At 67.8% G+C, this 23,340-nt stretch carries 17 protein-coding genes; 10 read left to right on the forward strand and 7 right to left on the reverse strand.

Features of this window, described 5'->3' with window-relative positions; all coding sequences use genetic code 11:
- The first annotated feature begins 19 nt into the window (after nucleotides 1–19).
- Both ACVUH9_RS00740 and ACVUH9_RS00745 read left to right on the forward strand, forming a co-directional pair.
- Nucleotides 20–1,081, forward strand: a complete 1,062-nt coding sequence (locus ACVUH9_RS00740; protein WP_475752952.1) for a hypothetical protein — start codon at nucleotides 20–22, stop codon at nucleotides 1,079–1,081.
- Nucleotides 1,082–1,211: 130 nt separating this feature from the next.
- Nucleotides 1,212–2,468: a DNA cytosine methyltransferase gene (locus tag ACVUH9_RS00745; RefSeq protein ID WP_475752954.1), complete on the forward strand. Its 1,257-nt coding sequence runs from the start codon at nucleotides 1,212–1,214 to the stop codon at nucleotides 2,466–2,468.
- A gap of 301 nt (nucleotides 2,469–2,769) precedes the next feature.
- Here the strand turns inward: ACVUH9_RS00745 and ACVUH9_RS00750 are convergent, their stop codons facing one another.
- From ACVUH9_RS00750 to ACVUH9_RS00760, 3 genes are all read right to left on the reverse strand, one after another.
- Nucleotides 2,770–3,729, reverse strand: coding sequence for a hypothetical protein (locus ACVUH9_RS00750; protein ID WP_475752956.1), 960 nt, complete (start codon nucleotides 3,727–3,729; stop codon nucleotides 2,770–2,772).
- Between the two features lie 683 nt (nucleotides 3,730–4,412).
- Nucleotides 4,413–5,657 carry a hypothetical protein gene (locus ACVUH9_RS00755; protein WP_475752958.1) on the reverse strand — a complete coding sequence of 415 codons (1,245 nt, stop codon included), beginning with the start codon at nucleotides 5,655–5,657 and terminating at the stop codon, nucleotides 4,413–4,415.
- An 8-nt stretch (nucleotides 5,658–5,665) separates the two neighbouring features.
- Nucleotides 5,666–7,162 carry a hypothetical protein gene (locus tag ACVUH9_RS00760; RefSeq protein WP_475752960.1) on the reverse strand — a complete coding sequence of 499 codons (1,497 nt, stop codon included), beginning with the start codon at nucleotides 7,160–7,162 and terminating at the stop codon, nucleotides 5,666–5,668.
- A gap of 124 nt (nucleotides 7,163–7,286) precedes the next feature.
- Here ACVUH9_RS00760 and ACVUH9_RS00765 point away from each other — a divergent pair, with 124 nt between their 5' ends.
- From ACVUH9_RS00765 to ACVUH9_RS00775, 3 genes are all read left to right on the forward strand, one after another.
- Complete coding sequence (locus ACVUH9_RS00765; protein WP_475752962.1) at nucleotides 7,287–9,245, forward strand: hypothetical protein; 1,959 nt, start codon at nucleotides 7,287–7,289, stop codon at nucleotides 9,243–9,245.
- Nucleotides 9,246–10,180: 935 nt separating this feature from the next.
- Complete coding sequence (locus ACVUH9_RS00770; protein ID WP_475752964.1) at nucleotides 10,181–10,753, forward strand: hypothetical protein; 573 nt, start codon at nucleotides 10,181–10,183, stop codon at nucleotides 10,751–10,753.
- 106 nt (nucleotides 10,754–10,859) lie between these two features.
- Nucleotides 10,860–11,555 (forward strand): hypothetical protein, encoded by a 696-nt coding sequence (locus ACVUH9_RS00775; protein ID WP_475752966.1) that lies wholly within the window; start codon nucleotides 10,860–10,862, stop codon nucleotides 11,553–11,555.
- Here the strand turns inward: ACVUH9_RS00775 and ACVUH9_RS00780 are convergent.
- Nucleotides 11,510–12,040, reverse strand: a complete 531-nt coding sequence (locus tag ACVUH9_RS00780) for a hypothetical protein (protein WP_475752967.1) — start codon at nucleotides 12,038–12,040, stop codon at nucleotides 11,510–11,512. The genes ACVUH9_RS00775 and ACVUH9_RS00780 overlap by 46 nt on opposite strands.
- Before the next feature lie 29 nt (nucleotides 12,041–12,069).
- Here ACVUH9_RS00780 and ACVUH9_RS00785 point away from each other — a divergent pair, with 29 nt between their 5' ends.
- From ACVUH9_RS00785 to ACVUH9_RS00795, 3 genes are all read left to right on the forward strand, one after another.
- A complete protein-coding gene (locus tag ACVUH9_RS00785; protein WP_475752969.1) occupies nucleotides 12,070–12,933 on the forward strand; it encodes a tyrosine-type recombinase/integrase in 864 nt (287 codons plus the stop codon).
- A 270-nt stretch (nucleotides 12,934–13,203) separates the two neighbouring features.
- Nucleotides 13,204–14,202, forward strand: a complete 999-nt coding sequence (locus ACVUH9_RS00790) for a HamA C-terminal domain-containing protein (RefSeq protein WP_475752971.1) — start codon at nucleotides 13,204–13,206, stop codon at nucleotides 14,200–14,202.
- On the forward strand, nucleotides 14,202–16,379 hold the full coding sequence (locus ACVUH9_RS00795; RefSeq protein WP_475752973.1) for a DEAD/DEAH box helicase: 2,178 nt from the start codon (nucleotides 14,202–14,204) through the stop codon (nucleotides 16,377–16,379). Before ACVUH9_RS00790 ends, ACVUH9_RS00795 begins: the two co-directional genes overlap by 1 nt.
- 666 nt (nucleotides 16,380–17,045) lie before the next feature.
- Here ACVUH9_RS00795 and ACVUH9_RS00800 read toward each other — a convergent pair.
- From ACVUH9_RS00800 to ACVUH9_RS00810, 3 genes are read right to left on the reverse strand one after another with little or no spacing between them, the layout of a single operon-like run.
- Complete coding sequence (locus tag ACVUH9_RS00800; RefSeq protein WP_475752975.1) at nucleotides 17,046–18,890, reverse strand: ABC transporter substrate-binding protein; 1,845 nt, start codon at nucleotides 18,888–18,890, stop codon at nucleotides 17,046–17,048.
- A 42-nt stretch (nucleotides 18,891–18,932) separates the two neighbouring features.
- A complete protein-coding gene (locus ACVUH9_RS00805) occupies nucleotides 18,933–19,808 on the reverse strand; it encodes a polysaccharide deacetylase family protein (RefSeq protein WP_475752977.1) in 876 nt (291 codons plus the stop codon).
- Complete coding sequence (locus ACVUH9_RS00810) at nucleotides 19,805–20,689, reverse strand: nitrilase-related carbon-nitrogen hydrolase (RefSeq protein ID WP_475752979.1); 885 nt, start codon at nucleotides 20,687–20,689, stop codon at nucleotides 19,805–19,807. Before ACVUH9_RS00810 ends, ACVUH9_RS00805 begins: the two co-directional genes overlap by 4 nt.
- Before the next feature lie 469 nt (nucleotides 20,690–21,158).
- Here ACVUH9_RS00810 and ACVUH9_RS00815 point away from each other — a divergent pair, with 469 nt between their 5' ends.
- On the forward strand, nucleotides 21,159–22,706 hold the full coding sequence (locus ACVUH9_RS00815) for a sensor histidine kinase (RefSeq protein ID WP_475752980.1): 1,548 nt from the start codon (nucleotides 21,159–21,161) through the stop codon (nucleotides 22,704–22,706).
- Nucleotides 22,694–23,338, forward strand: coding sequence for a response regulator (locus tag ACVUH9_RS00820; RefSeq protein WP_475752982.1), 645 nt, complete (start codon nucleotides 22,694–22,696; stop codon nucleotides 23,336–23,338). Before ACVUH9_RS00815 ends, ACVUH9_RS00820 begins: the two co-directional genes overlap by 13 nt.
- The last annotated feature ends 2 nt before the right edge of the window (nucleotides 23,339–23,340 follow it).

Here is a 23,340-nt window from a genome sequence, read left to right on the forward strand (position 1 = left end):
GTGGGTCATAGTGTCCAGGATGGAGATCGGTCCTGTGCTCGCGCCGTTTAGCCTCGAAAACCGTCGGCGCCTTATAGATGAATTCCTCGGGCCGCGCGCTATCAACCCAGCAGATGCGTGGCGCGATGTCTACCGGCTCCTCCTCTGGGTGGATAGCCGCACGGGCCTCGCTCATTGCTACGAATCCGATAAGTCGCAGCCTGGAAAGCCGTGGTATCCGCGCAGCCTCGTGTTTCACAAGTGGCTCGCAGCCCACCTGGGTACGCCCCCGACCGCACTTAAGGACGAGATCGACTTCATGTTCCGTGAAGTGATCGGTGCGGTCACCGCTGCGGAAGCAGATCAAATGGTCCGCAAAGCCACTGAGACCCAGTTCAAGCTCTTCCCGCGCGACGAGATGCCGCAGCCAGGTGACGATCCGGCACTTCGAGCGATCCTTGAGCCACTGTTTTCCGGCTCGGATGATTACGACCCGGACGATGACCTGATTGATGACGTCATCCGTAAGATCTACGCCTACATCGGCTCGGGTAACAAGCGCGCGAATCTCTTGGGTCGAGGTTTCGAAGATGTACTGGCTGCGGTTATAGCCCGGCTGCCGAGCCCGCCCGCGCTGTATGGCACCCAGACAGCGCTCGCGACGATCCCAGGCTTTCGTCCCGCTCGAGTAGGCGACAAAGTCGAGAAGGTCGACCTCTGGGTTGGAGACGACGACACGCGGAGGATTCTCGTTTCTGCGAAGTGGTCAGTCCGAGCTGACCGAGAGAAGCAGATGGGTGTTGATTTTGCTACATACGTCAACGCGAACATTCTTCGGGACCCGTTCGAATACGTGTGGGTGACGAACGAATTCGATCCCGCGCGGCTCGTTGCCAATGCAACCGATAGTGCGATGAACCGGATGCTTCTCGACTCCGTCGTTCACATCTGCCCCGAAGCGCTCTGGACGGTCCACAATCTCGATAGCCCGACGGGCCGGAACCGCGTGGCGCTCCGTGAACTGATTGAGAGCGGGCGAATCATCGGTCTCGGGGAATGGCTTGAGCAGCTCGGTTCGCTGACGCCGTCGTATGGCAGCTGAGGGACGGATCTGACGAGCCCCGAAGCTGGCAGCTCCCGGCCAGAGAGCCGGAACGAACCCCGACGATTCAGGAACCGGGCCAGACGATCGCAGGCTCATTTTGTCCGACGTCTGGCGTATTGTCGGGACGGTGGCGCGCGAGACTCCGATGACTGCCGTCGACCTGTTCTGCGGGGCCGGCGGCCTGTCTCAGGGCTTCACCGACGCGGGCATTCGTCTCGTCGCGGCCGCTGATCATGATCCCGATTCCTGCGCGACGTATCGGAAGAATTTCCCAGAGGCCACGGTAGTTGAGGGCGACCTTACGCTGCCCGAGAAGCAGCAAGAGCTCATTGCAGCCCTCGCCGATACTGAACTCGACATCCTTGCCGGTGGCCCTCCGTGCCAGGCATACAGCCAGGTCCGAAATCACGACCGCCTCATAGACGACCCGCGAAACCGCCTATACCGCGAGTTCGTCAGTCTCCTCGAGGAGCTTCAGCCTCGGGCGCTAGTGCTCGAGAACGTCCTTGGAATGAGCCAGCTCAAGGGCGGCGCGGTCAGGGCGCAGATCGCCCACGACCTTTCTCTAGGCGGCCAGTACAACGTCACATCTGGTGTCCTGGACGCTGGTGACTTCGGGACCCCCCAGCGTCGACCTCGCCTCGTCTTCATCGGCCTACGCGCCGAAATCGGCACCCCCGAGATGCCCGTCGGCACGGGACTGTCGAAGCTACTTCGGAACGGAGCTGGCGGACACATCGCATCGGTCGACAGCAAGACCGCAACCCGACTACAGAAGATCCTCGCCGATCCTGCGGACGGTCGGGCGGTCACGGTCCGGCAGGCGCTAAGTGACCTGCTCGAACCCGGGGAACTCTACTCCAGCGATCCGTCGTCGGCGTATCAGACTCTCATGCGCCGGAGCAGTATCGCCGCCCAAGATCACGTCCCGTCGCGGATCCGCGACGACACGAAGCTGCGGCTAGAAGCGATACCTCCTGGCGGAAACGTGTACGACTTGCCAGAGCACCTGCTAAAGCGGTATCTCGGCACCGACAAGTGGGGTCCGGCCGGCAATGGTGAGAGGCTTGCCCGCCGGCATTTCTACGCCTATCGCCGCCTTCATCCCGACTGGCTGGCCTGGACGGCGAACACCAAGGCCGACTTCGCGTACCACTACCAGACACCTCGCGGACTCTCGGTCCGTGAGGCAGCCCGAATCCAGGGTTTCCCCGACCACTTCACCTTCGTGACCGCGGCCCCGGGAACTCCTGGCCAGATCAAGAACGGTGCACGCCACTCACGCTACCGCCAGGTCGGCAACGCGGTCCCCCCGCCGCTGGCGGCAGCGATCGGTCGCCAGGTGGCCAGCCTCCTGGAGAGGTTGACGCCGGCCCCCTGCTAGCTGGCTACCTGGCCACAGCACCGAATCCGCTCGGCTCGGCAGCGGCGTCGGGCCGAACCGCCCTTGGCTAGCCCACGTGGATCGTGACCTACCTAGCACGCTACGGTTCAGGCTTGAGGCCCCAGCGCGCGACTTCGCTCGCCACGAACGGTGCGTCGGCTTCCAGACCAGCCAGGGTCACCTTGCCCCTTAGATATCTATGTACAGCCCGTCTACGGCTCGCAAGGCACCGGATCTTGTTGCGCGCGCCCTCGCGGGGTTCCTGGCGGCCGGCACGCCGTCACCCGGCACGTACTGAGCCTTACTGGGTGCCGATGCCATGGCGCTGCAGCAGCGCCGTGAAGAACGCGTCCGCAGCGGCGGCTCCGTCGTCGGCCATCAACTCGGCCGCGCCGAATCTGTAGACCTCATAGCCCGCGAGTCGGAGACGCCGGTCTTCCCGAACCATCGCGGCGTACAGAGCGGGGCTCGCTCGATCTCCGATCGCGTAGTGCTGCTTGCCGTCGACCTCGATCACGACGCGGGCCTTGTTGGGCAGGAGCAGTAGAAAGTCCATTCGCTGCCGGACCAAAGCTGAGCTGCCGTTCCGGGCCGCAAGCTCTCGCATGGTGTAGGGGTCGTAGTGGAGGTAGACCTGCGGGATCAGCGCCGGCATCGCTCCGCCGAGCTCGCGACGATACCGGCTCGCGTATGCCTCGAACAGGACCAGCTCAGGAGGACTCTCGGAGCTCAACGATTCGCGTAGCCGCCGATAGAGGTTCCTGGGTGTAGTCGGCTCGTCGGGGTCGGTGGCTTCGCGCCTTGCCCACCAGGCGGTGAGTTCACCCCAAGTGAGCCCGTGCGCCGAAAGCGGTCGATCGTAGACCAAGCAGTACTGGGCGTTCTCGACGATGTCGACGACGTTGTTGATCGCGTCACGGAGAACGATGCGCGGCTTCGGCCCGTCGGCCGCGAAGATCAGGTTCTTGAGTTCACCGTCCACGCCGGACGCGCCGGTACTCGCCAGTAGTCGCGACAGTACCTCGTCTTCGTGGTGGTCCTCGATCTTGCGTCCGAGGTCGACGAGCCCCGGGAGCGCCAGTCCAACGAGCCGCCGCGACACGTACTGCCGCTTGCTGTGGAAGGGGTTTTCATTTTCGTCGGCTGGCGCAAGCCCCAGCGCGACGCACGCGTCCTCTAGTTCGTACGCGCTGATCGGGTAGAGCGCATCTACGATCGCACGGCGAAGTTGAGCGGCGGTTGCGGCTCCGGACGTCGTCATCACGGGCAACCCTAGAGGGCGGTCCTATCTTGCGGCGGAGACGATCGAGCCGCAAGCAGTGTGACGAAGAGGGTGTGGGTTTCTTCTTCAAGCAGTGGGAGGGCACCGCCCGAAATAACGAGGTCGCATTCTTGACCGGCGCACCTGGCACGAAATGCCGACGATCGCATCGGGGCGCAGGCTCGCAACGGTTTAGGCCACGGCGACAGGCCTCGTGGCCCTAACCCCCGCGAAACCGCGCAGATCCGCGCATATCGCCCACGCGGACGTCGGCACCTTTTCCCTGCAAATCACGGCAAACCCGTGACCAATCCGCGTCGTTGACATGCGTGAGGTCACAAGTTCGAGTCTTGTATCGCGCACCTCGAAGAAGTTCAGAAGGGCCCCGGTTTCCGGGGCCTTTCTGCTTTCTGGGGTCCTTTCGGGTAGAGGCCACCTTGAGCGGCTACGCGCCAGGTTTTTGGGTTCGTGGCCTGATCGAGGTCGGTCTCGTGCCGAACTGGCCTGGCTCGCACCGCGGAGCCTTCGCCCCCCCGCGACACTGGACGCCCGACGCCCGGTGAAAGACGACCGGGTGGTCAACCCCCAGGGCACTCTCGGTGGCGAGGCGCAAAACGTCACCCGGCGGGGCTCAATCCCTTGTCCAGGAACGCGGCCGAGACAGCATCGGCCTCTCTTCCCGCCTAACGGTGCCGCGGGCCCCCAGCGGCAGCCGAGGTCGCCTTCGGGCGCGCGGTCTTCTTCGTCGCCCGACGCTGCACCTTGGCCGGCTTGAGATAGACGTTCGAGCTCAACGCCTGGAGCCCATTCCAACGGACGGTCGAGAACCACGGCCCCGCCGTCATGCCCTTCGTGGTGAAGGTCCCGCGCCCGTGCACGTCGAGCCTGATCGTTCGGCTGTACCTCGTCGGCCCGTACTTCGAGCGACGAAGCGCGACGGCCACCGTGCCGGAGATGCCCTTGCAGCGGATCGTCACCCGCTGACCGACCTTCGGGGTGAATGGGGTCAGGCGACAGTCGGGCTTGGTGGTGCCGGACTGGCCGGTGCCATAGATGACCGGAGCCGCGGCCGGGGGCGCCGGAGCTTCGCGCACCTGCACCACTCCCCCAGGCAGGCCCGCGGTATCGATCGTCAGGTCCGGGTCACCGTCCTGGCGGTCCCTCGCGCCGTAGACGCAAAGGCGGTAGTCGCCGACCCGGTTGGGCAGCGTGACGGTCGTGGCAATCACCCGCGTGCCGTAGACCGGGATCGGGTCCGGCCCCGGCGAGAACTGGTCCAGCGCGTTGTTGGCGGGCGCGGTGGTCTGGCACGCCTGGTCGGCGCGATTGAGGGCGACCGTTACGGATTCAGGCGCATTGCTGGTCGCCGATCCCACGAGCTTGACCGTGGCGCCTGGATAGAGCGGCCCGTCAAGTCGCACGTCGGCGGTGACCGTCGGCCGCTGCACCTCGAGGACCACCGGCTCGTACAGGAGGGTCGTGGCGTCTTGGTCGTCGGCGAGCGACAACGTGCCTTGCAACCCGTAATAGCCGCACGCCGTGTAGCGGCCCGGCTGATCGAAGGTGATCGCCTGCGTCTGCCGGAACGGCGCCGCCTTGGGGTCCCCGGCCTTCCAGGAGTAGCTCTGGGAGTACACCTCGCCGATCGTCTCGGCGTACGACTTCGGGCAGCTGATGCCGGGCGGCAGAACGCTCAACGCCGCGGCCGGATCGGCATCGCCGTCGTTGGCCGAACCCGCCGTCTTGGACGCGTCTCCGGACAAGGTGACCCGCACGGGAACCCCGGCGAGAACGTGCGGCTGGTCGGAGCTGATGCTCCAAACCGACGGTGACCCGGTCACCGGGGCGGCCGCCACGACCACGGGCACGGCCAGGAGACCCGCCAGGGCGACAGCCGCACCGGTCGCGGTGTAGGTCTTCAGCGTCACTCGGCGCATCAGTCGGCCTGCTTCCAGAGGGTCGTTGTCGTTCTCGGTGCCGGCTTCGCCTGCGGGGTGGCCTTGCGCACGGCCGTCGCGGCACGCACCACGAACTGGACCCGGCCGACAACTCGGCCGTCGTGCCGAACCTGGCCGGCCCAGGTCCCGACCTGGAGTCGCCGGGTCGGGAGGCTCGCGCGGCCGCCGCGGAGCCGCAACGTGAACGTCCGCAGCGTCCGCGGAAGGCGAGCGCCGGGCGGCCGAACACGGACCCCGATCGTTCCCACGGCCCTCGGGCAGCGCACGACGACGGAGCGTCCGCGCCGAACCGCAACGTCACCGATCTCGCAGACGATCGGGCTGACGGTGACGACCGGCTGGGTCAGAATCGAGGTGTCGATCGCCATCGGGGGCGGCAGGATCGCAACGGGCGGGGTCACGTTTGCCGGTGGCACGAGCGGCGGCGTCACTGGCGGCGGGCTCGGTGCGCCCGCGATCGCAACGACTGGCCCGGTGGTCAGGAGGTCTGGATCTCCCTCCTGTCCGTCGCGAGCGGCATAGGTGCACAGGTGGTACTCGCCACCGACTCGGGGGAGCCCGACCGCTACGGCGATCGGGTGAGGAACGCCGTAGAGCGGGAACGACTCCGGACCGGGCGTGAACTGGTCTACCGGTTGATTGACCCGGGCGGTTGCCCCACACGCCACCGTCGCCCTGTTGAGCTGGAAGCTGACCGTCTCGGGCGCGTTCGACGAAGCCGTGCCGCGCAAGCGGATCGTCTGACCGCCCTGGAGCGGCCCGTCGAACTGGGCGTCGATCTGGACCGTGGGGCGTGCGACCGTCAGGGCCGCCGGGGCGTACTGGATGGTGGTCGCTTCCTGGTCGTCCTCCAACGAGCGCAGACCCTCCAAGCCGAAGTAGCCGCACGCGGTGTAGGAACCCGGCTGATCGATCTGTACCGCCGGGGCCTGCGCGAAGGGCTCCGAACCCGTGGCGCCTCGTAGCCAGTGCCACGCCTGCTGGAAGACGGCACCGGTCACCTCGGCGTAGGAGCCAGGACAGGCGACGCCGGGAGGGAGGATCGCCAGCCCCGCCGCTGGGTCCGCGTCGGCCTCGGGATCGGCCGGGGCGGTGCCGGCCGCGTTGCCCTGGATCTCGATCCGAACGGGAACCCCGGCCACCGGCGCCTGCTGCGGCTCGACCTTCCAGACGCTCGGATCGCCGATCGGCGCGGCGAAACCGGGCGTGGCGCCGAGCGCCAACGCGCCGAGCGCGGAGAGCGACAGGGCGGCCCAGCGCCGGTGGGTTCGGGCAGCTGGACGTGGGTCGACGACGACGGTTCGGTGCCTGGTGAAAACCACAAACGCTCCTCGGGACAGGGGTGCGGCAGGGAGAGCGTACAGCCTCAACCAATGACGTACACAGGTTCGGCCGCGGGCCGGCCGGTCGTTGAGTTCAAACGCTCGTACGTCATCGACGGGTCTGCTAGAACTGGCCGCGATGTGTCCCGACATCCCCCGCACCAGGCCCCTGCCCGCAGTGCGGCGTCTCCGACGCCCAGCCGCAGGGACCGTGGTCAGTCGTGACCGGCGCCACCCCGCCCGCAGGACCCTCGCCGTCCTCGGGGCAGCGACCGGAGTGCTCGCGCTCGTCGGCCCAACCGGGACCCAGGCTGCTCCGTTCACCGCGCCCTATGTCTTCGCCGGCAGCTCCGTCGGGAGCGCGGGTTGGTCGAGCGCCGACGTGCCGTCCCCGAGCTCGTGGTACTCGACCAGCCTCGGAGCCGGCGGAATCACGGTCTCCCCGACCGGAAACGGCGGCCAGATCTACGACAACGACCTGCGAGGTGGCACCCAGTTCACGGCACCGGCCGGAACGACGGTCCTGTCTGCGGCGCTGTCCGGCGTCGACGGACGTGGCGCCGACGGTCAGCGAGCGCGGGTGAACCTGGTGCCGCAGCCGTACTTCGAGCTGCTGGGAGGCGAGTCGTGGGGCAAGGCGACGACGGTCGACGGGACGAGTCTGCCGACCGCGTTCACGCTCACCCCGCCGGTCGGGCAGACCGCGTCCGCGCTACAGGTGCGGCTCTATCCGATCGCGTGCGGCAACCCCGGCCTGGGCCAGCCGAACTGCCAGAACGCTCCGGCCAACAGCCAGGCACGAATGAACGTCGGCCAGGTGACCGTGACCCTCGATGATCCGACCCCGCCGGCGGTGGCGCTCGGCGGCGTCGCGGGCGGCTGGACCAACGCCTCGTCGGTGACCGCGACGGTCACGGGTGCCGACACGGAGTCGGGGACGTCGCGGGTCGCGCTCGACGTCAAGGCGGGCTCGTCGACCAAGCGCCTGACCTTGGGCACCTGGGCACAGGACACCTCGGGCAATGCCCTGCCCGGCTGGCCCCAGAGCCAGGCCGGGAGCGGCACGGTCCAGTTGCCGCGAACGGGAGCAGTCACGTTGACCGGCCGTGCCGCCAACGGCGCCAACACCGAATCGGCGAGCGGACCGGTGACGATCCGGATCGACCGGGTCGTCCCGAAGGTCACCTGGCCCAAGAAGCTCCAGGGCGGGCAGTCGGTGACCGTCCGCGACGGCGAGTCCGGCTTGGCAGCGGCAACCGTCACCCTCGACGGTCAGCCGGTGACGTCCTCCTGCCCCGCAGCGGCGAAGCAGTGCAAGCTGCGGATCCCGACCAAGGCCCGTGGCAGCCTGCGGATCGCCGCCACCGACATCGCCGGGAACCCGACCACGCAGAGCCGCCAGGTCGTGCCCGCCCCGCGCAAGGGCGGTGCCGGCAGCAATGGCGGCGGCTCCCGGCACCCCGACAAGGGCGGCGGAACGAAGAAGCCCTCGGCGAGCTACTGCAGGAAGCACCCGTCCGCCCGAGCGTGCTCGTCGCCGTCAAGCAGCTACTGCCGGGCGCATCCGAAGGCGAGGAGTTGCGCCCGAAATTCGTCCTCCTCACTTTTCAAAGGGACGCCGCGACCGATCTCTCGGACGTTCCGCCTCAAGGCCGCCAACAAGGTCGGCGGCAGAGCTCCAACCGCGATCTACGGATCGAGCCGCTTCACCAACTTTTGCAGGCCGAAGTGGCGCAAAGGCGAGTGGAGCAGCGCAGACGCCGATACGGGTCGCCAGACCAAGACATTCGCTATTCCGGGTAAGGGCTACCGGACCGGAATGGCTCAGATGACAGCTTCGTCTATGACCTGCCGCAATGGCGCGACGGCCGTCTTGCCTACCTTTCACTGGAACGCATCGGGATTTGCTCCGTCCGGCGACGCCAAGACCACATTGATCGTTGCCAGCCGAGCCGACCGGCGAGACCACGCATCGGTCAACTTCCTCGATCCGCTGGGCAGCGAGTTCAATCAAGACGACGTCGATCCCCAGTTCGTCGATCAGGCCCGAGCCGTCTTCTTCGTTCTCGCCGCGCCCGCCGACTATCGACCCCGCAAGATGGGGACGCTCTACATGAGCATGCGCACCAAACCGCTCGCCATGAACGTCGGCCGCAAGACGGAGCGGGACTTTCGCGAGTACCCAGCCTCCGGTAGGCGCAGTGCAAGGGCCAGATCGACGAAGGCGGGCCGCTAGCCATGTTCAAGCTCGGCAAGTCTTGGGCCACCAGAGCCGTACCGCCCCTTTGCATCGCCGCCGTCGCGTTGTCGTTCGTTGGTTCAGGTCGAGCCATCGTGGCGAACACAGATCCGCTGACGGACGCTGGTGCCTACGTAACGGAATGCGTCGCGCCGACCTTGGCGTACTGGCGAGGCCGAGCGACAGCCGGCCACCCGTGGCGACCTAGCGCGATCACGATCGAGACGACGGCCACCGCCAGTGCCCCGTCGACAGACGTGGTCGTGACGCTGCGAGCGCCCGGCGGTGCCTCCCTCGGTGCTGCGACGTTTCGGGTGTCCGTCGTCTTCCGAGACGGAATCTCGGAGGAGGAGGCTCGTCGGTTGGAGGACTGCCAGACCGCAGTGGTTGGGGTCGACGCCGAAGCACGTGCGCTTGCCGCGTTCCCTCCTCCCCTACGTGGCCAGCGCCTGCTGACCGTCGAAGGCGCCCCCACCCGCGTGGAGCGCGATGGGAGCGCAGTCGGCGTTGCGTTCGCGAGCCCCCGTGACGCCCCTCGTGCTCAGCTCTCACGGCTTGGTCGGGCATGGAGGGGGCCGAAGGCCACGGGCCTGTATCTCGGGGATTCGCTCAGCCAGCAAACGCAGAACGCACGAGTACGGCTGTGTACGTCGACCCAGATCCTTGACGGAGCGAGGCGGTCCCGCCGCAAAGCACTGGTGCGAGAACTGCTGCGAGGCCGAGTTCGGGGACTCGTCGTCTCGTGGCGAGTGAGAGCTTCAGGAGAGCCGAACGCCGTTCTCCGCCGTTGCCCGGCAGTTGTGTCTCGTCGCTGATCAACACGATGAGCCATTGCTCCCAATTCCAGCCGATCCGACTTCAGCTGCGAGTGCCCAGGGAGCACTCGCGGAAGGGTCGTCGCCGAACGAAGAGACAGCGGTAAGTTGAGCGGCGTGCGCGTGACCGTCCCGGCAGGCCTGTGCGTTGCGATCGTCCTCAACGGCTGCGGCTCTTCTTCGACGCCGTCAGCAACCCGCCCCTCCGATGCCGCGCTCGGGCGGACAGCCAACGCGGTGCTCGCTGCGGCCCGTGACCACGACGTCAAGCGCTTCTGTGCCCTGCTCCCGTCGTCGGTGGTGCGCGGGATCGGCGGCAGTGCAAAGTGCCCAGCCTTCGCAGCAGGGGAGCTTCCGGCAGCTGGCAGTGGAGACGCCTTCAACCTGCTCGGCCCTCGCCCGGGAGCAGTTCGCCAGATCGTGGACGTCACGAACTCCAAGGCTCTCGACCGTCTGATCGACGCACGCGGGGGAGCTTGGATCGTGCTCGTGGGTGGCGGGCGTCGTCGGGCGCTCGACGCCCCCGAGTGGCGGGCGATCTTCGAGCAGATGAGCGCAGCGGCGCGCCGCGAAACGCTCCGGCTTGCCCGTGACCGCGTGCAGTGCGTCGCCGTAGTTCGCGAAGCAGACGGGCTCCGCGGAATGTGGGACAAGGCTTGCGTGCTCTACGTGCAACGAACGGCGCCGTAGATGCCGATCGGCGCACACGACCCATCCAGTGCGGGTCGTCGCTCACTGCTGTGCGCGGCTCCAGTTCGATCCACGATCGGGAGGCGGCCGGTTCATGAGGCGTGACGTGCGAATCGTCTTGACGGCGGCGATCGTCAGTCTCTCGGGCTCGCCCGGTCTCGCTAGCGCGGCGGCGGACGAGCAGCAGAGCGTTCAGGACCCGGCGAACTACGTCGAAGTGATGCTCAAGCCGCAGTTCGAGTTCTGGCGGGCAAAGGCCGCCGGGCCGACCGGGCTCTCGCGCCTCGAGACCGAGAACACGACGGCCGCGGGCGGTGGCGACGCGCGGGTGCTCGTGACCTTGACCCCTCCGGGGCAGGCAGCGGTTCGGGCGACGTTCGGAGTCGGCCCGTCGAAGAACGACGCACTGGCCCCGATCACCGCCCTGGACACCGCCGCAACCCGGATCGGCGCATTCCCTTCGCCAAAGACGGGCTCACGCACCCCGGTCGCCGTGCGCGGCGCATTGACCGGCCTCAAGCGCAGCGGTCGCAGCATCGCGATCCGACTGGACCCCCCGCAGAGCCTGTCGGTCGACCGGCTGCACGACCTCGGGCACCACCCGCGAGATCCGCTCGGTGCCGGACTTGCCCTGTCAGAGCGGGGAGCCCTCGAGTTCCAAGAGGTGTACATCAGCATCGGGAAGACGACCCGCCTGCGCAGCGGCAAGCGGAAGCTGTCCTACCGATCGTTCAGCCGGCTGTTCCAGCGCCGCGGCTATGCGGCCGTCCAAGTCGACTGGGCACGCGCGCCCCCCGCTTGAACGCCAAGGCCGGGATTCGCGCGCGTCCGGTCCAGGTGAATCTCGTACGCAAGTGGTAGCCGGAAGATCCGGGTCGGCGTCTGGAAGCCGCCGACCCCTGCCCCACCCGAGAGCGAGCCGTTCGACCCCGCGGGCCGGTCCCGACCTTCGGCGACTACGCCGACCGGTGGCTCAACGCCAAGCTGACCGGCGAGATCGGCACCAAGCCGATCGCCAAGAACACCGAACACGGCTATCGCGGACAGCTCAGGCACCTGATCCGGTTCTTCGGCCACTACCGCCTCGACCAGATCGACCGGCCGCTCTGCCAACGCTTCAAGGCCCACAAGCTGCAAGAAGCCCGCGAGCTCCGCGAGGCAATTGAAGCCGGCGCCGAGATCCGCGACCGATCCGGACGCCGCGCCAAGCCGCTCGGCCCCGGATCTTTGCGCCGCCTGATCGGCGCCCTCGCCGCGATCCTCGACGAAGCGATCGAAGACGAACACCTGTACCCAACCCCGCCCGCGGCCGACGCATGAAGGTCCACGCCCCCAAACCACGCCGCAGCTTCCTCGAAGCCGACGAACTCGCCGCGCTGCTGGCCGCCGCTTCCCAGCAGGACCGGCCATTGAGCGAGCCGGTCGGCGATGTCGGGCCGACGGCCAAGGCCGTCGCCGCGCTCCTCGCTCGCAGCGCGCGGCCGGCCCAGATCGCTGACCAACTCGGCCTCGCCCGCTCGACGGTCACCTTCCACACCAAGCGCCTCGGCGCCCAACTCGTCGGACGCGCCTACGTCGGACGGCGCGTGGTCTCCGAAATCCTCGGCCGCACCGGCGTCCGCGCCAGCGAGCTGTGGGACATCCGAATCGGCCACCTACATCTGCACGACCCCGACGGCGCGCGGTTTCGGATCCCCGACTCGAAGACCGAGACCGGCATCCGAGAAGTCCCGATGACCCCCGCCCTCGTCGAGGCCGTCGTCGACCACCTCGACCGCCTCCAACGCGCCGGCCGCTCTACTAGCCCGAACGACTATCTCGTCCAGAACCGCCACGGCGGACGCCTCGCCCACGACCGGGTCGGGACGATCGTCGGAGAGGCCGCCGCGTTCGCCACCGAGCGCCGTGCCGGACTCGGCCTCCCGCCGCTCCCGAGCATCAGCCCGCACAGCCTCCGCCGCACCTACATCTCAATCGCCCTACGCGCCAACCAGTTCGAGGTCAAGTGGGTGATGAGTCAGGTCGGTCACGCTGACTCGCGGATGACGATGGACGTCCATGCCCAGTTGGAGCAGCGGGTCGATCGGTCGCATGGGGTGAACTTCGACCGACGGACCGCGTCCGTCCGTGCATCGCCCCTCTTGAACTACGGCGAGCGTTTCAGCCTCAGGTGTGGCTGAGTGCTCACACGCCCCTCGCGCTTAGCCAGGTCAGCAATCTCCGCGCGAAGCAATCGCTCGCGTGACTCGGCCTCACGAACTCTGAGTCCTAGATCATTGGCGAGGGTCGCAGTGCTGAGTACAGCCTTCCGTTGCCAGTCGTTCGCAGCGCGTTCCGCAACGTGTATGGCATGAGCCTGCTCCTCGATAACTGCGAGCAGCATCTGCAGCACGCGGGTCAAGGCGTCGCTCTGCCGGGTGCCCTGACTCCGATCCATCCGCCCGTACGCTATGCACTCCACCGGCAGAACGGGCGCCACGGATCACGAGGCGGCCCTCCGTGCCGCCGAGAGAATCGTCATTGTCTACGACGAGATGCCTGCCCTGGATCGCCCACGCCCGTTCCTGGTTGCCCGTGTCAGGGAGGACGCTCCCGATTGGCAGCTGCTTTGTGCAGGCTTCGAGCGAGGGAAATGGAGGAAGGTCGGGCTCTCTACGTATCTCCTCCAGCACCTGGTCGAGTTTGCGTTCCAGTGGACCGAGCTCCAAGAGCTCCAGTCAGCGACGGCCCTCGAAATGCTCGACGAAGCCGCAAAGAGGGTCTACACCTCCGACAAGCCGAAGTCGCGAGGCGAGTTTGGGGAGCTGCTTCTCCATGCAGTGCTCCGATCGCATTGTGAATCCGAACCCGCACTGAGCAAGATCTTCTTCAAGAGCAGCGACAACGAGACGGTCAAGGGGTTCGACTGCGTCCACGTTGTGCCGCGAGGGGACGCACTCGAACTGTGGTTCGGAGAGGCCAAGTTCTACTCAGACGTTCGGGCTGCAGTTCGCGAGGTCGTGCAAGAGCTTGAAGTGCATCTCGGAACGTCGTACCTGCGGCGAGAGTTCGCTTTGGTCCAGAGCAAGATCGATCCCAACTGGCCATTCGCGGCGCAGTTTCGGGAACTCCTCGAGGCTCAGCGACCGATCGACGAGATCTTCGATGTACTCCGCATTCCCGTACTACTGACCTATAACAGCGACGCGGTCGGATCAGCTGACGGGATTACCGATCAGTACTTGGCGGACCTTGAGGCCGAGGCCCGAGCTGCCTTGGCCTACTTTCTGTCGCGCAGCACGTCGCTGCCCCCCGAGGTGCGAGTGCACCTCCTACTCGTACCCCTCCGAGACAAGGCCGCCCTCGTTCAACACCTCCACTCGCGACTCCAAGGGCTGCAGCAGCCAATCGAGGAGGACGAGGACGCACCTGTCGTCGAGGCTTCCCCCGCCGTAGGCGGCGAAAGCTAATGGATGAGAGAACCTTCGCACGCCTGCGCTCGGCAATCGAGGCTCCCGATCGCGGCTCGGCCGCAGCGTTCGACGTCCTGGCCGAACTCAGTGCATCACTGACCCTCGCCGAGAGCGATGGGGACGAAGCAGGTCGCCGCCGGGCACGAGACCTCGTCATCCGCTGCCTTGAGCGACAGGAGTCGTTTGGCCCTAGCGGTGAACTACTCAGCGCTATCGTTGCGCGATGTGGCCTATACCCCTACCTAGACCCAACAGCACTCGGACTCGGCGAACGACTGGCGCTTGAGGCACATAGACCACTTATCGCTCCCGAAGGGCGCGACCTCGTATTTCATGCGATGCAGGCAGAAGCCTACGCTCGCCTTATGGACGGCGAGAACGTAGTCCTGAGCGCTCCAACCAGTTTCGGGAAAAGCTTGCTTATTGATGCGATGATCGCATCTGGCCGATACGACAACGTTGTTGTGATCGTTCCAACAATCGCACTAATAGACGAGGCTCGGAGGCGCTTGGCGCGCACCGTTCCGAGCCACAAGGTCATCAGTCACCCAAGCCAAGAGTCTGCCGCGCGGAACGTTTGGGTCCTCACACAAGAGCGAGCACTCGAACTCACCCCTATCCCAGACATCGACTTGCTGGTCATTGACGAATTTTACAAGCTCGGACTCGATCAAGACGAAACACGCAGTGAACTGCTGAACCAGGCGCTCTACAGGCTCTGGAAGCATGCACGCCAGTTTTACCTTCTAGGCCCCAACGTTGGCGGACTCGTAACACTACCGGCAACATTCGAATTTCGCTACATCCCCAGCTTTGACAGTACGGTAGCTCTCGATCTCGTATCAGTGCCCGTCGACGGCGACGAGGACGAAGCACTTGCACGACTCGTTCGAGAAGAACTCGAAGGCCCGACACTGGTGTACTGCAACTCACCCGCTCGGGCGACGCACTTCGCCCGCGTCATCGCGAACGTGCTTGAACCCGACCGAGTCGATCGAGGCGACGCAGAAGCTGCAGACTGGATCGCTTCTCACTATGCCCCTGACTGGACACTGGCGGAGGCGATCAGGGCCGGCGTCGGAATCCACCACGGACGCATCCCCCGAGGACTCGCCCACTGGATGGTGCAGGAGTTCAACGCCAACAATTCAAAACTTCAGTACCTCGTTTGCACCCAGACCCTAATTGAAGGCGTAAACACAACCGCAAAGAACGTAGTTATCGTAGATCACAAGAAGCACAGGAGAGCGCTGGATCTTTTTACATTTAACAATATTCGCGGACGTTCGGGGAGAATGTTCAAGCACTTCACGGGTCGCGTTTACCTCTTTGGCAAGGCGCCAACCGGCGAGCTTGGGCTCGTCGACATACCAGTACTGACCCAGCCGGATGGCGTTCCAGAATCTTTGCTGCTCGAAGTAGACGAGCCCGACTTGAGCCCTTCGTCAAAGGACCGGCTCGCGCCATTCCTGACGCAGGAGTCACTAACAGTCGATACCCTCAAGGCCAGCCCAGGCGTGAGCCTACAATCACAGGTTGACCTCGCCGATGCGATCGCCGAGCGGCCAGAATATTGGTCGGCGCAGCTAAAGTGGAAGCGGCCCTTGTTCCCGGAATACGAACAGCTGACGGCAGTCATTGATCTAATCTGGAATACGTTTCCCAACGCACATAGAAGCTGGGGGCCCTTCACGGCCCCCGCACTTGTCTACCTTCTTTCAAAAGTTCGGTCCGAACGAGGCGAATATAAGCCGGCAACACTTATCGAACAACAGCGAACGTACCGTCAACGCGGCGGCAAGGAGGTCGTCGGTGACGACGTCGTCCTTGAAGTTCTGACGTTCCTGCGGAACGGGGCAGGCTTTGGAGTGCCTCGGTATCTACGAGTTCTCGACGCAATCCAACGCGAGGTGCTGCAACGGGACGGCTACCCAGCTGGAGACTTGCGCCCGTATGCCGCGGCACTAGAGGGGCTCTTCCTCCCGGCCCCGCTCGCGACACTCGACGAGTACGGACTGCCGCCGGAAGTAGCGGCGAAGCTGAGGCATCACTTGGTGCCTCCCGGAGCAGGGGACAGCCTCGACGAAGTACTTGCTCGACTCGCGAAGCTGCGCCCCACGTTGCTTCAGGGCTTCGAGCGCAGGCTGCTGGTCGAGGCACAGGAAGGGATTTAGCGACCCGCAGGCAGAAATGCTTGTGAACGGGGATCGCGGCCTGATCCCGCTCCGACCTCTGCCTGACGATCGGGCCACGAGTGGGTCCGTCGTGGCCTGAAGGCACAGGCATCCACGGGAAACCGTGAGCACTTCGTCAACATGAACGCCACGGTCTACCCTGCAAATGACCGCATCCTCCGCCCGATCCGGCCTTTGACATGCGTGAGGTCACAAGTTCGAGTCTTGTATCGCGCACCTCGAAGTAGTACCCGAAACCCCGCTAGTGCGGGGCCTTCGGCGTTCTCGGGGTCGTTGAGGCCGTTGTTGCCGCAAGCGTTTGCGCCACGCCTTGCGGCTGCTGGTCCGTTCGTGGCCTGATCGACCCGATCTTCAGCCGAAGGTGCGGGGCCCATTGCCGCCCGGCACAGAACCTCATGTCGAAGATCACGCCGACAGTGAAGGCGCCCGACGTTTCGCCCTCATCCTGCCCGCCCCGAGCCCCGCGAGACGGGTAGCCCTTCGCTGCCGCTAGCCCCTCACGGCCATCAGCGACGCTGCCTCGACACCGCCTGGAGGGCGAAGTTACGGGGCCGGCCGTCGACGGAGCATCACAAGATGCGAACCGCCGCTGAGCACGGCAACGCTCGACAGGGGAAAGCACCGCGTTGTTCGCGACCCACCACCTCAGCGCACGCCAACCGGGCGACGCCGAGCGCGCGGCGTCGGCGCCTCCCCCATCCACGGCTGAGGCACGAAGCGCGCGTCGGCGTAGGGGCTCGGCGCGAGGGTGCGATGGGCGCCGCCCCGCAGCTGGAGCACGAGGTGCGGGTGGGCGATCGACGGGTCCGGCGTCATATCCGGATACGCCAGCCCGCTCTGGCCGGGAGCGTCGAGCCAGTACGCCCCGCTGACGCCACGATGGACCTGGCGCCGCAGTGAAGCCGCGACATCGCCGAACCGGCGCGGCGAATCGACCGCCCGCCACGCGTTGGCGAGCAGCTGCACCGAGTCGTACTGGAGGCCCGCCTGCGACATCCCCGGCGTGCGACCGAACGCGGCGCTGAAGTCCGTGCTGAAGCGGTCCGAGAAGACGTCGGCGCCGCGGCCGATCACGGTCGACCAGACCAGCCCCTCCGCACGCTCGCCGGCGCGGTGGACGAAGCCCGGGATCGACGGCGTGTAGACCGCATAGAGCAGGCAGTCGATCGGCTCCGCGCGGAAGTCGTCGAGCAGCGCCAGCAGCAACGCCTCGTCGTCGACGAGCGACGGGGCGAGCACCGCCGCCGGCGCCAGCGCCCGAACCCGCCGCGGTGCCTCGCCGGCCTCGACCGCGGTCCGGTCGACCACCTCGACCTGCCAGCCGTCGCGGGCGGCGCGGTCGAACGTCTCCTCGCGCGCGACCGGCATCCCCGCCATCGGCTCCAGCACCACCAGCTTCCGATTGGGCGGCTGCCACTCCCCGGCCGCGCGGAGCCCTTCGAGAAAGCGCAGGAATCCGTCCGCGTAGAGCGTCTCGGGCGGGCCTACCTGGAAGACCGAGCCGAAGCGGCGCGGATCGTCATGCACGACGTCGGCGGCGACCTGGGCCGTGCACGAGTGCAGCACCGGACAGCCGGGCTGGGCGGCCAGCTCGATCACCTGCGGGATCCCGGCCCGCTCGGAGACGTAGCCCAGGGTGACCCCGTCGACCTGCTGGTCGAACAGCTCGCGCAGACCGCGCATCGTCTCGGGGGCGGAGCTGTCGGAGACCTCGACGACGATGTGCTCGATCGTGCGTCCGGCGATGCCGCCGCGCCGGTTGAGGTCGGCGACCGCAAGTGCCGCGCCCTTGCGCATCTCGTCGCCGTCGCCGCCGTTCGCACTGGCCGGGAAGACCGAGCCGAGCACGATCGCGCGACGGCGCGGGCGCGACGGCGCCACATCGCCCCGGGCGCCGCCGCGAGCGCCGGCGGTCGGCGAGCGCGGCCCGGCCACGACCCGGCCACCCTCCACCGCCTGCTGCAGCCGCCCGACCGCGAGCCCGGCGAGGCTCGCGCCGCCGCCCGGGACCGGCAGGCACAGCGCGCCGTGCTCGGCCGCGACGGCGGCTGCCCCCGCGCGCGTCGTCTGGTCGAGCTTGGCGAGTACCTGCTCGACCTGCGAGGCGACCGTCCGCGCGCCCGTGCCCAGGCGCGCCCCGGCCTCGGCGTTGCTGAGGCCACCGGCCAGCAAGGTCAGCACCTGCAGCTCGCGGCGCGTGAGGCCGAACGGCAGTGGCTCGGCCGAGGCCGTCAGCTCGACCGCACCCCCTCGCGGCACCGCGGCTCCGAGCCCCCGCCCCGCCCCCGCGTCGATTCCGGACCGGCCGAGAAGGTCGACGCGCAGCGGCTCCGCACCGCCGAGCCACCAGAAGGTCGCCTCGTCGATCCCGCAGGCGAGTGCGGCGCGCAGGTACGCGAGCAGCAAAGGGCTCTCGTCCAAGAGCCCTTCGGGATCTGCCCGGCGCTCCAACGGCTCGCCGGTGATGAGCGCCCAGGCCGTGCGCGGCATCGAGCGAGCATCGCAGACCCGCGCACGGTCGACGACACGCACTCAGGCGGTCGGCGAAGCTGCCCGCCGTGGCGGCGCCGACGTGCGCCACTCCTGCGCCGCCTCGGAGCCGGTCAGGAAGCGAGCGCCATGCTCCTTGCCGCGCGCGATCACCGCCTCGAGCACGCGCAGCCTCGCGCCGCGGCCGATCGCCTGCGGGTGCAGCGTCAGCCCGAAGACCCCGCCGGGAACCTCCTCGACCATCCAATCGAGGTCGCCGAGCCACATCCGCTCGATCTTCCCCGGCTCGTTCATGCCGGCGACCGCAACCGGCGGCGCGAGCACGAACTCCAGCTGCGGGAAGTCGTCCAGCGACCACGAGACCGGCAGCTCGACGAGGTCGATCTCGTCGCCGAACTCGAACGCGCGATCGGTGTGCAGGACGTCGCCGCTGCGCGCCCAGTAGGGCTCGAAGTCCTGCGCCATCATGCTCGAGTCGTACGAGAAGCCGTACTCGGCCAGCAGCCGCGTCGAGTTCGGCGACAGATCGAAGGCCGGCGAGCGGTATCCCTGCGGCCGGACCCCGAGCGTCTTGTCGAGCGCCTCCAGGCCACGCTCGATCACGGCCCGCTCGGCCGCCTCGTCCAGCCCGACCGGGCTCTCGTGGAAGTAGCCGTGGTGGCCGATCTCGTGTCCGGCCTCGACGATCGCGGCGCAGATCTCCGGAAAGCTCTCGACCGTGTGGCCGGGCGTGAAGAAGGTCGCCTTCACGTTCTCGCGCTCCAGCAGGCGCAGGATGCGCGGCATCGCAACGCGCGGGCCGAACTCGCCCCGTGAGATCGCCGTCGCGCCGGTGAGGCCGAACGACCCCGGCCAGACGCAGATCGCGTCGAAGTCGAAGCCGATGCAGATGGTGGGAGCGGTATCGGGCATGGTCATGCCTCCGTGGTGGTCGTGATGGTCTGCGCGGTAGCGCGGTCGACAGCCCAACGCTCGTAGAGCGGGGCGCGGCGGCGCCGGTCGTCGTAGGTGCGGACCGCGCCGGAGCGGCGGTTCTCGTAGAGCGCGTCGAAGTCGAGCTGGGCGCGGGCGACGCCACCCGTGTTCGGCACCGCCTGCGCGACGACACCGTCGTCCGGCCACGGCGCGTCGCAAGGCGCGAGCACCGACGCCTGGGCCCAGCCCCCGGGGAACCCGTCGAACGGCGTGCCGCTGACGCCGCAGTGGACGGCGAAGACCTGGTTCTCGATGCAGCGCGCGGCGAGGCAGTGGCGCACCCGCCAGAAGCCGGCCTCGCCGATCGTGAACGACGGGCAGACGATCACGTCGGCACCGGCCTCGACCAGCGCGGTCACGACCTCGGGGATCTCCGCCTCGTAGCAAACGGCGACGCCGACCTTGCCGAACGGCAGGTCGAGCACGCACAGCTCGTCGCCCTCGGCGATGCCGATCTGCGTCTCCATGGAGAACAGGTGCGTTTTGGCGTGCGTCGCCACGAGACCGTCCGGTCCGTAGACGTGCGCGACGTTCACGACGGTGCCGTCGTCGCGGGCGACGAGGTGCGAGCCCGCGACGACATGCGTGCCGCGACGGCGCGCCTCCTGCTCGAACAGCGCGCGGTAGTCGTCGGCGTAGGCCGCGATCGCGAGCGTGTCGGCCGGGTCGCCGAGCGCGGCCAGGCCGAACGTCAGCAGCTCGGGCAGCACGATCAGGTCGGCGTCGCCGGCGCGGTCGAGCGCCGCGCGCACGTCTCGCGCCAGATCGTCGAACGATGCAGGGCGCCGCACCTCGAAGTCGCACGCAGCGACAGTCGGTTTCACCAGCTCACTCCTCGGGTCGGAAGGACTCCGAGGACGCTACGGCCGGAACCGCGCGCGCACCATTGGCCGATCAGCGGAGGATCGGATCCGTCAATCGACGGATACGAGTCGTCCGCGACGGCTCGTCGCGACCCGACGACGAGGGGCTGCGAGTGTCTAGCTTCCGAGAACGACTCGTCGAATGGATGGGGAGCGCCGTAGTGATTGCGCCCACGGTGAACTGGGCCGGTACGCCATCAACAGATGACGAGTACGGGACCCGGCGCGCGGCTCGTGCCTCCAGGGCGCACCGCGGCGGCATTTGAGAGCATGGCGCATCGCAGATCGCACGCCTCGGCGCTCACCCGTCCGTTCGCCGGGATTCGTTCGCCCGGGTCCACTGCGGGACGCACTCGTCGCGATAGGCGTTGCGACGACGGTCGCGGCCGGGGTCGAGATCGGGCTGCTGCTGGACCAGAGCACCCCGGACGTGGGGATCGCGGCGCTCCTCCCGGTCGTCGGCCTGATCTACCTCGCCGCGGGCCTCGTCGCCTGGGCACGACGTCCAGGTAGCCAGCTCGGACTGCTGATCGTGATCGGCGGCTGGACGTCGATGCTCGCCGCGCTCGGCAAGATCGACTCCCCGACGACGCTCGCGGTCGGTGCGGTCACGGCGACGCTGACCCACGCCGTGACCGCTCACATGCTGGTCAGCTTCCCGACCGGCCGGCTGCACACCACCGCGGAGCGCGCCGTCGTCGTGAGCGCATACGTCGTCTGCCTCGTCCTGCAGGCGCCGCTGTACCTCTTCGCCCCCGGCTCGCCGCTCACGATCGACGTCGATCCCGGACTCGCCATGACCGGGCTCAACGTGCAGCGCACGATCGCCGCCTTCGTCATCATCGGCATGTTCGCGCTGCTCGTCGGGAAGCTGCGCCGCACGACCTCGGAGCAGCGGCGCGCCCTCGCCCCGCTGGGGGTCTACTGCGCCGTCGGCCTCGCCTACATCCCGGTCGCGGACTACCTCAGCGATCAGGCCTTCGAGACCCCGGTCATCGCGCAGCTCGTCGTGCTCGGCCTGTTGCCGATCGCGCTCGTGGTCGCGGCGTCGCGCGGCGGCTTCGAGCGCACCACCGACATCACGGAGCTCGGCGTGTGGCTCGGCGCCGACGAGATCGGACGCCCCGAGCTCCGCGACGCGCTCGCAACCACCCTCGGCGACCCCACGGTCGAGCTGCTGTTCCGCGTGCCCGGCGAGGACGGGCTCGTCGACCACCTCGGCATGCCCGTCGACGCACCGGCCAAGGCGCACGGCCGGGGACTCGTCGACGTCGAGCTCGGCGAGCGCGCGGTCGGGGCCATCGTCTACGACGCGACCCTGCTCGACCGGCCCGACGAGATCCGCGAGGCGGGTCGCGTGATCGTCCTCGCGCTCGAGCGGGAACGGCTCACCGTGGAACTGCGGGCCTCGCGCGCCCGACTCGTCGCCGCCGCCGACGGCGAGCGACGGCGGATCGCCCGTGACCTCCACGACGGACTCCAGTCCCGGCTCGTGTTCCTGGGCGTCCAGACCGATGCGGGCGCCGACCGGGCCGCGATCGGCGCCGGGATCCAGACCGCGATCGACGAGCTGCGCGAGCTCGTCGACGGCGTGATGCCGGCCCAGCTGGCCCAGCGCGGGCTCACCGCGGCCGTCGAGGAGCTGCTCGACCGCGTTCCCGCTGCGGTGGCGCTCCAGGCGCACGGGCTCGACGAGCCCGTCCGGCCGGGCGTCGAGACCGCGGCCTACTTCGTCGTCTCCGAAGCGGTCGTGAACGCGGTCAAGCACGCGAACGCCGCGACGATCGGGGTGTCGCTTCAGCGCACCGCCGACCGCCTGCACGTCGCGGTCACCGACGACGGCGACGGCGGGGCGCGCGCGGGTGGCGGCATGCGCGGCATGGTCGACCGGGTCGAGGCGCAGGGCGGCAAGCTCACGATCGACAGTCCCGTCGGGGACGGCACGAGCATCCGGGCGGTGATCCCGTGCGGGTCGTGATCGGCGAGGACCAGGTCCTGATGCGCGAGGGGCTGCAGCTCGTGCTCGAGCGCGCCGGCTTCACCATCGAAGCGGCCACCGAGAGCGCTCCCGAGCTGCTCCGGCGCGCGCGTGGCCTGCGCCCCGACCTCGTGGTCAGCGACATCGAGATGCCGCCCGACCAGACCGACGACGGACTGCGGGCCGTGCTGCAGCTGCGAGCCGAGCGGCCCGAGTTGCCCGTGATCCTGCTGTCCCAGCACGTGAACCGGCGGTACGCGCAGGAACTGCTCGAGGCCGGCGAGCGCGGCGTCGGCTACCTGCTCAAGCAACGGATCGCCGACATCGCCTCGTTCGTCGCGGACCTGCGCCGGGTGCTCGACGGCCAGACGGTCCTCGACCCCGTCGTCGTCGCGTCGATGGTGAACCGTCACCGCCCCGGCGATCCGCTCTCCGCGCTCACGCCGCGCCAGCGCGAGGTGCTGGCGATGATGGCCGAGGGCCGCAGCAACGGGGCGATCGCGACGCACTTCAGCATCACCGAGAAGGTCGTCGTCAAGCACGTGTCCGCGGTCTACGACGGGCTCGGCCTCGGTATCGGCGCCGACGACCACCGCCGCGTGCTCGCCGTCGTGCGTTACCTCGCGGGCTGACG

Source organism: Patulibacter ginsengiterrae (assembly GCF_056269115.1).

What these genes read in the sequence shown, in the direction of transcription:
- ACVUH9_RS00750 (WP_475752956.1), bottom strand. Translation starts at nt 3,729, where the DNA reads ATGACGACGTCCGGAGCCGCAACCGCCGCTCAACTTCGCCGTGCGATC.
- ACVUH9_RS00790 (WP_475752971.1), top strand. Translation starts at nt 13,204, where the DNA reads ATGCACTCCACCGGCAGAACGGGCGCCACGGATCACGAGGCGGCCCTC.
- ACVUH9_RS00795 (WP_475752973.1), top strand. Translation starts at nt 14,202, where the DNA reads ATGGATGAGAGAACCTTCGCACGCCTGCGCTCGGCAATCGAGGCTCCC.
- ACVUH9_RS00800 (WP_475752975.1), bottom strand. Translation starts at nt 18,890, where the DNA reads ATGCCGCGCACGGCCTGGGCGCTCATCACCGGCGAGCCGTTGGAGCGC.
- ACVUH9_RS00760 (WP_475752960.1), bottom strand. Translation starts at nt 7,162, where the DNA reads ATGTCGGGACACATCGCGGCCAGTTCTAGCAGACCCGTCGATGACGTA.
- ACVUH9_RS00785 (WP_475752969.1), top strand. Translation starts at nt 12,070, where the DNA reads ATGAAGGTCCACGCCCCCAAACCACGCCGCAGCTTCCTCGAAGCCGAC.
- ACVUH9_RS00740 (WP_475752952.1), top strand. Translation starts at nt 20, where the DNA reads ATGGAGATCGGTCCTGTGCTCGCGCCGTTTAGCCTCGAAAACCGTCGG.
- ACVUH9_RS00805 (WP_475752977.1), bottom strand. Translation starts at nt 19,808, where the DNA reads ATGACCATGCCCGATACCGCTCCCACCATCTGCATCGGCTTCGACTTC.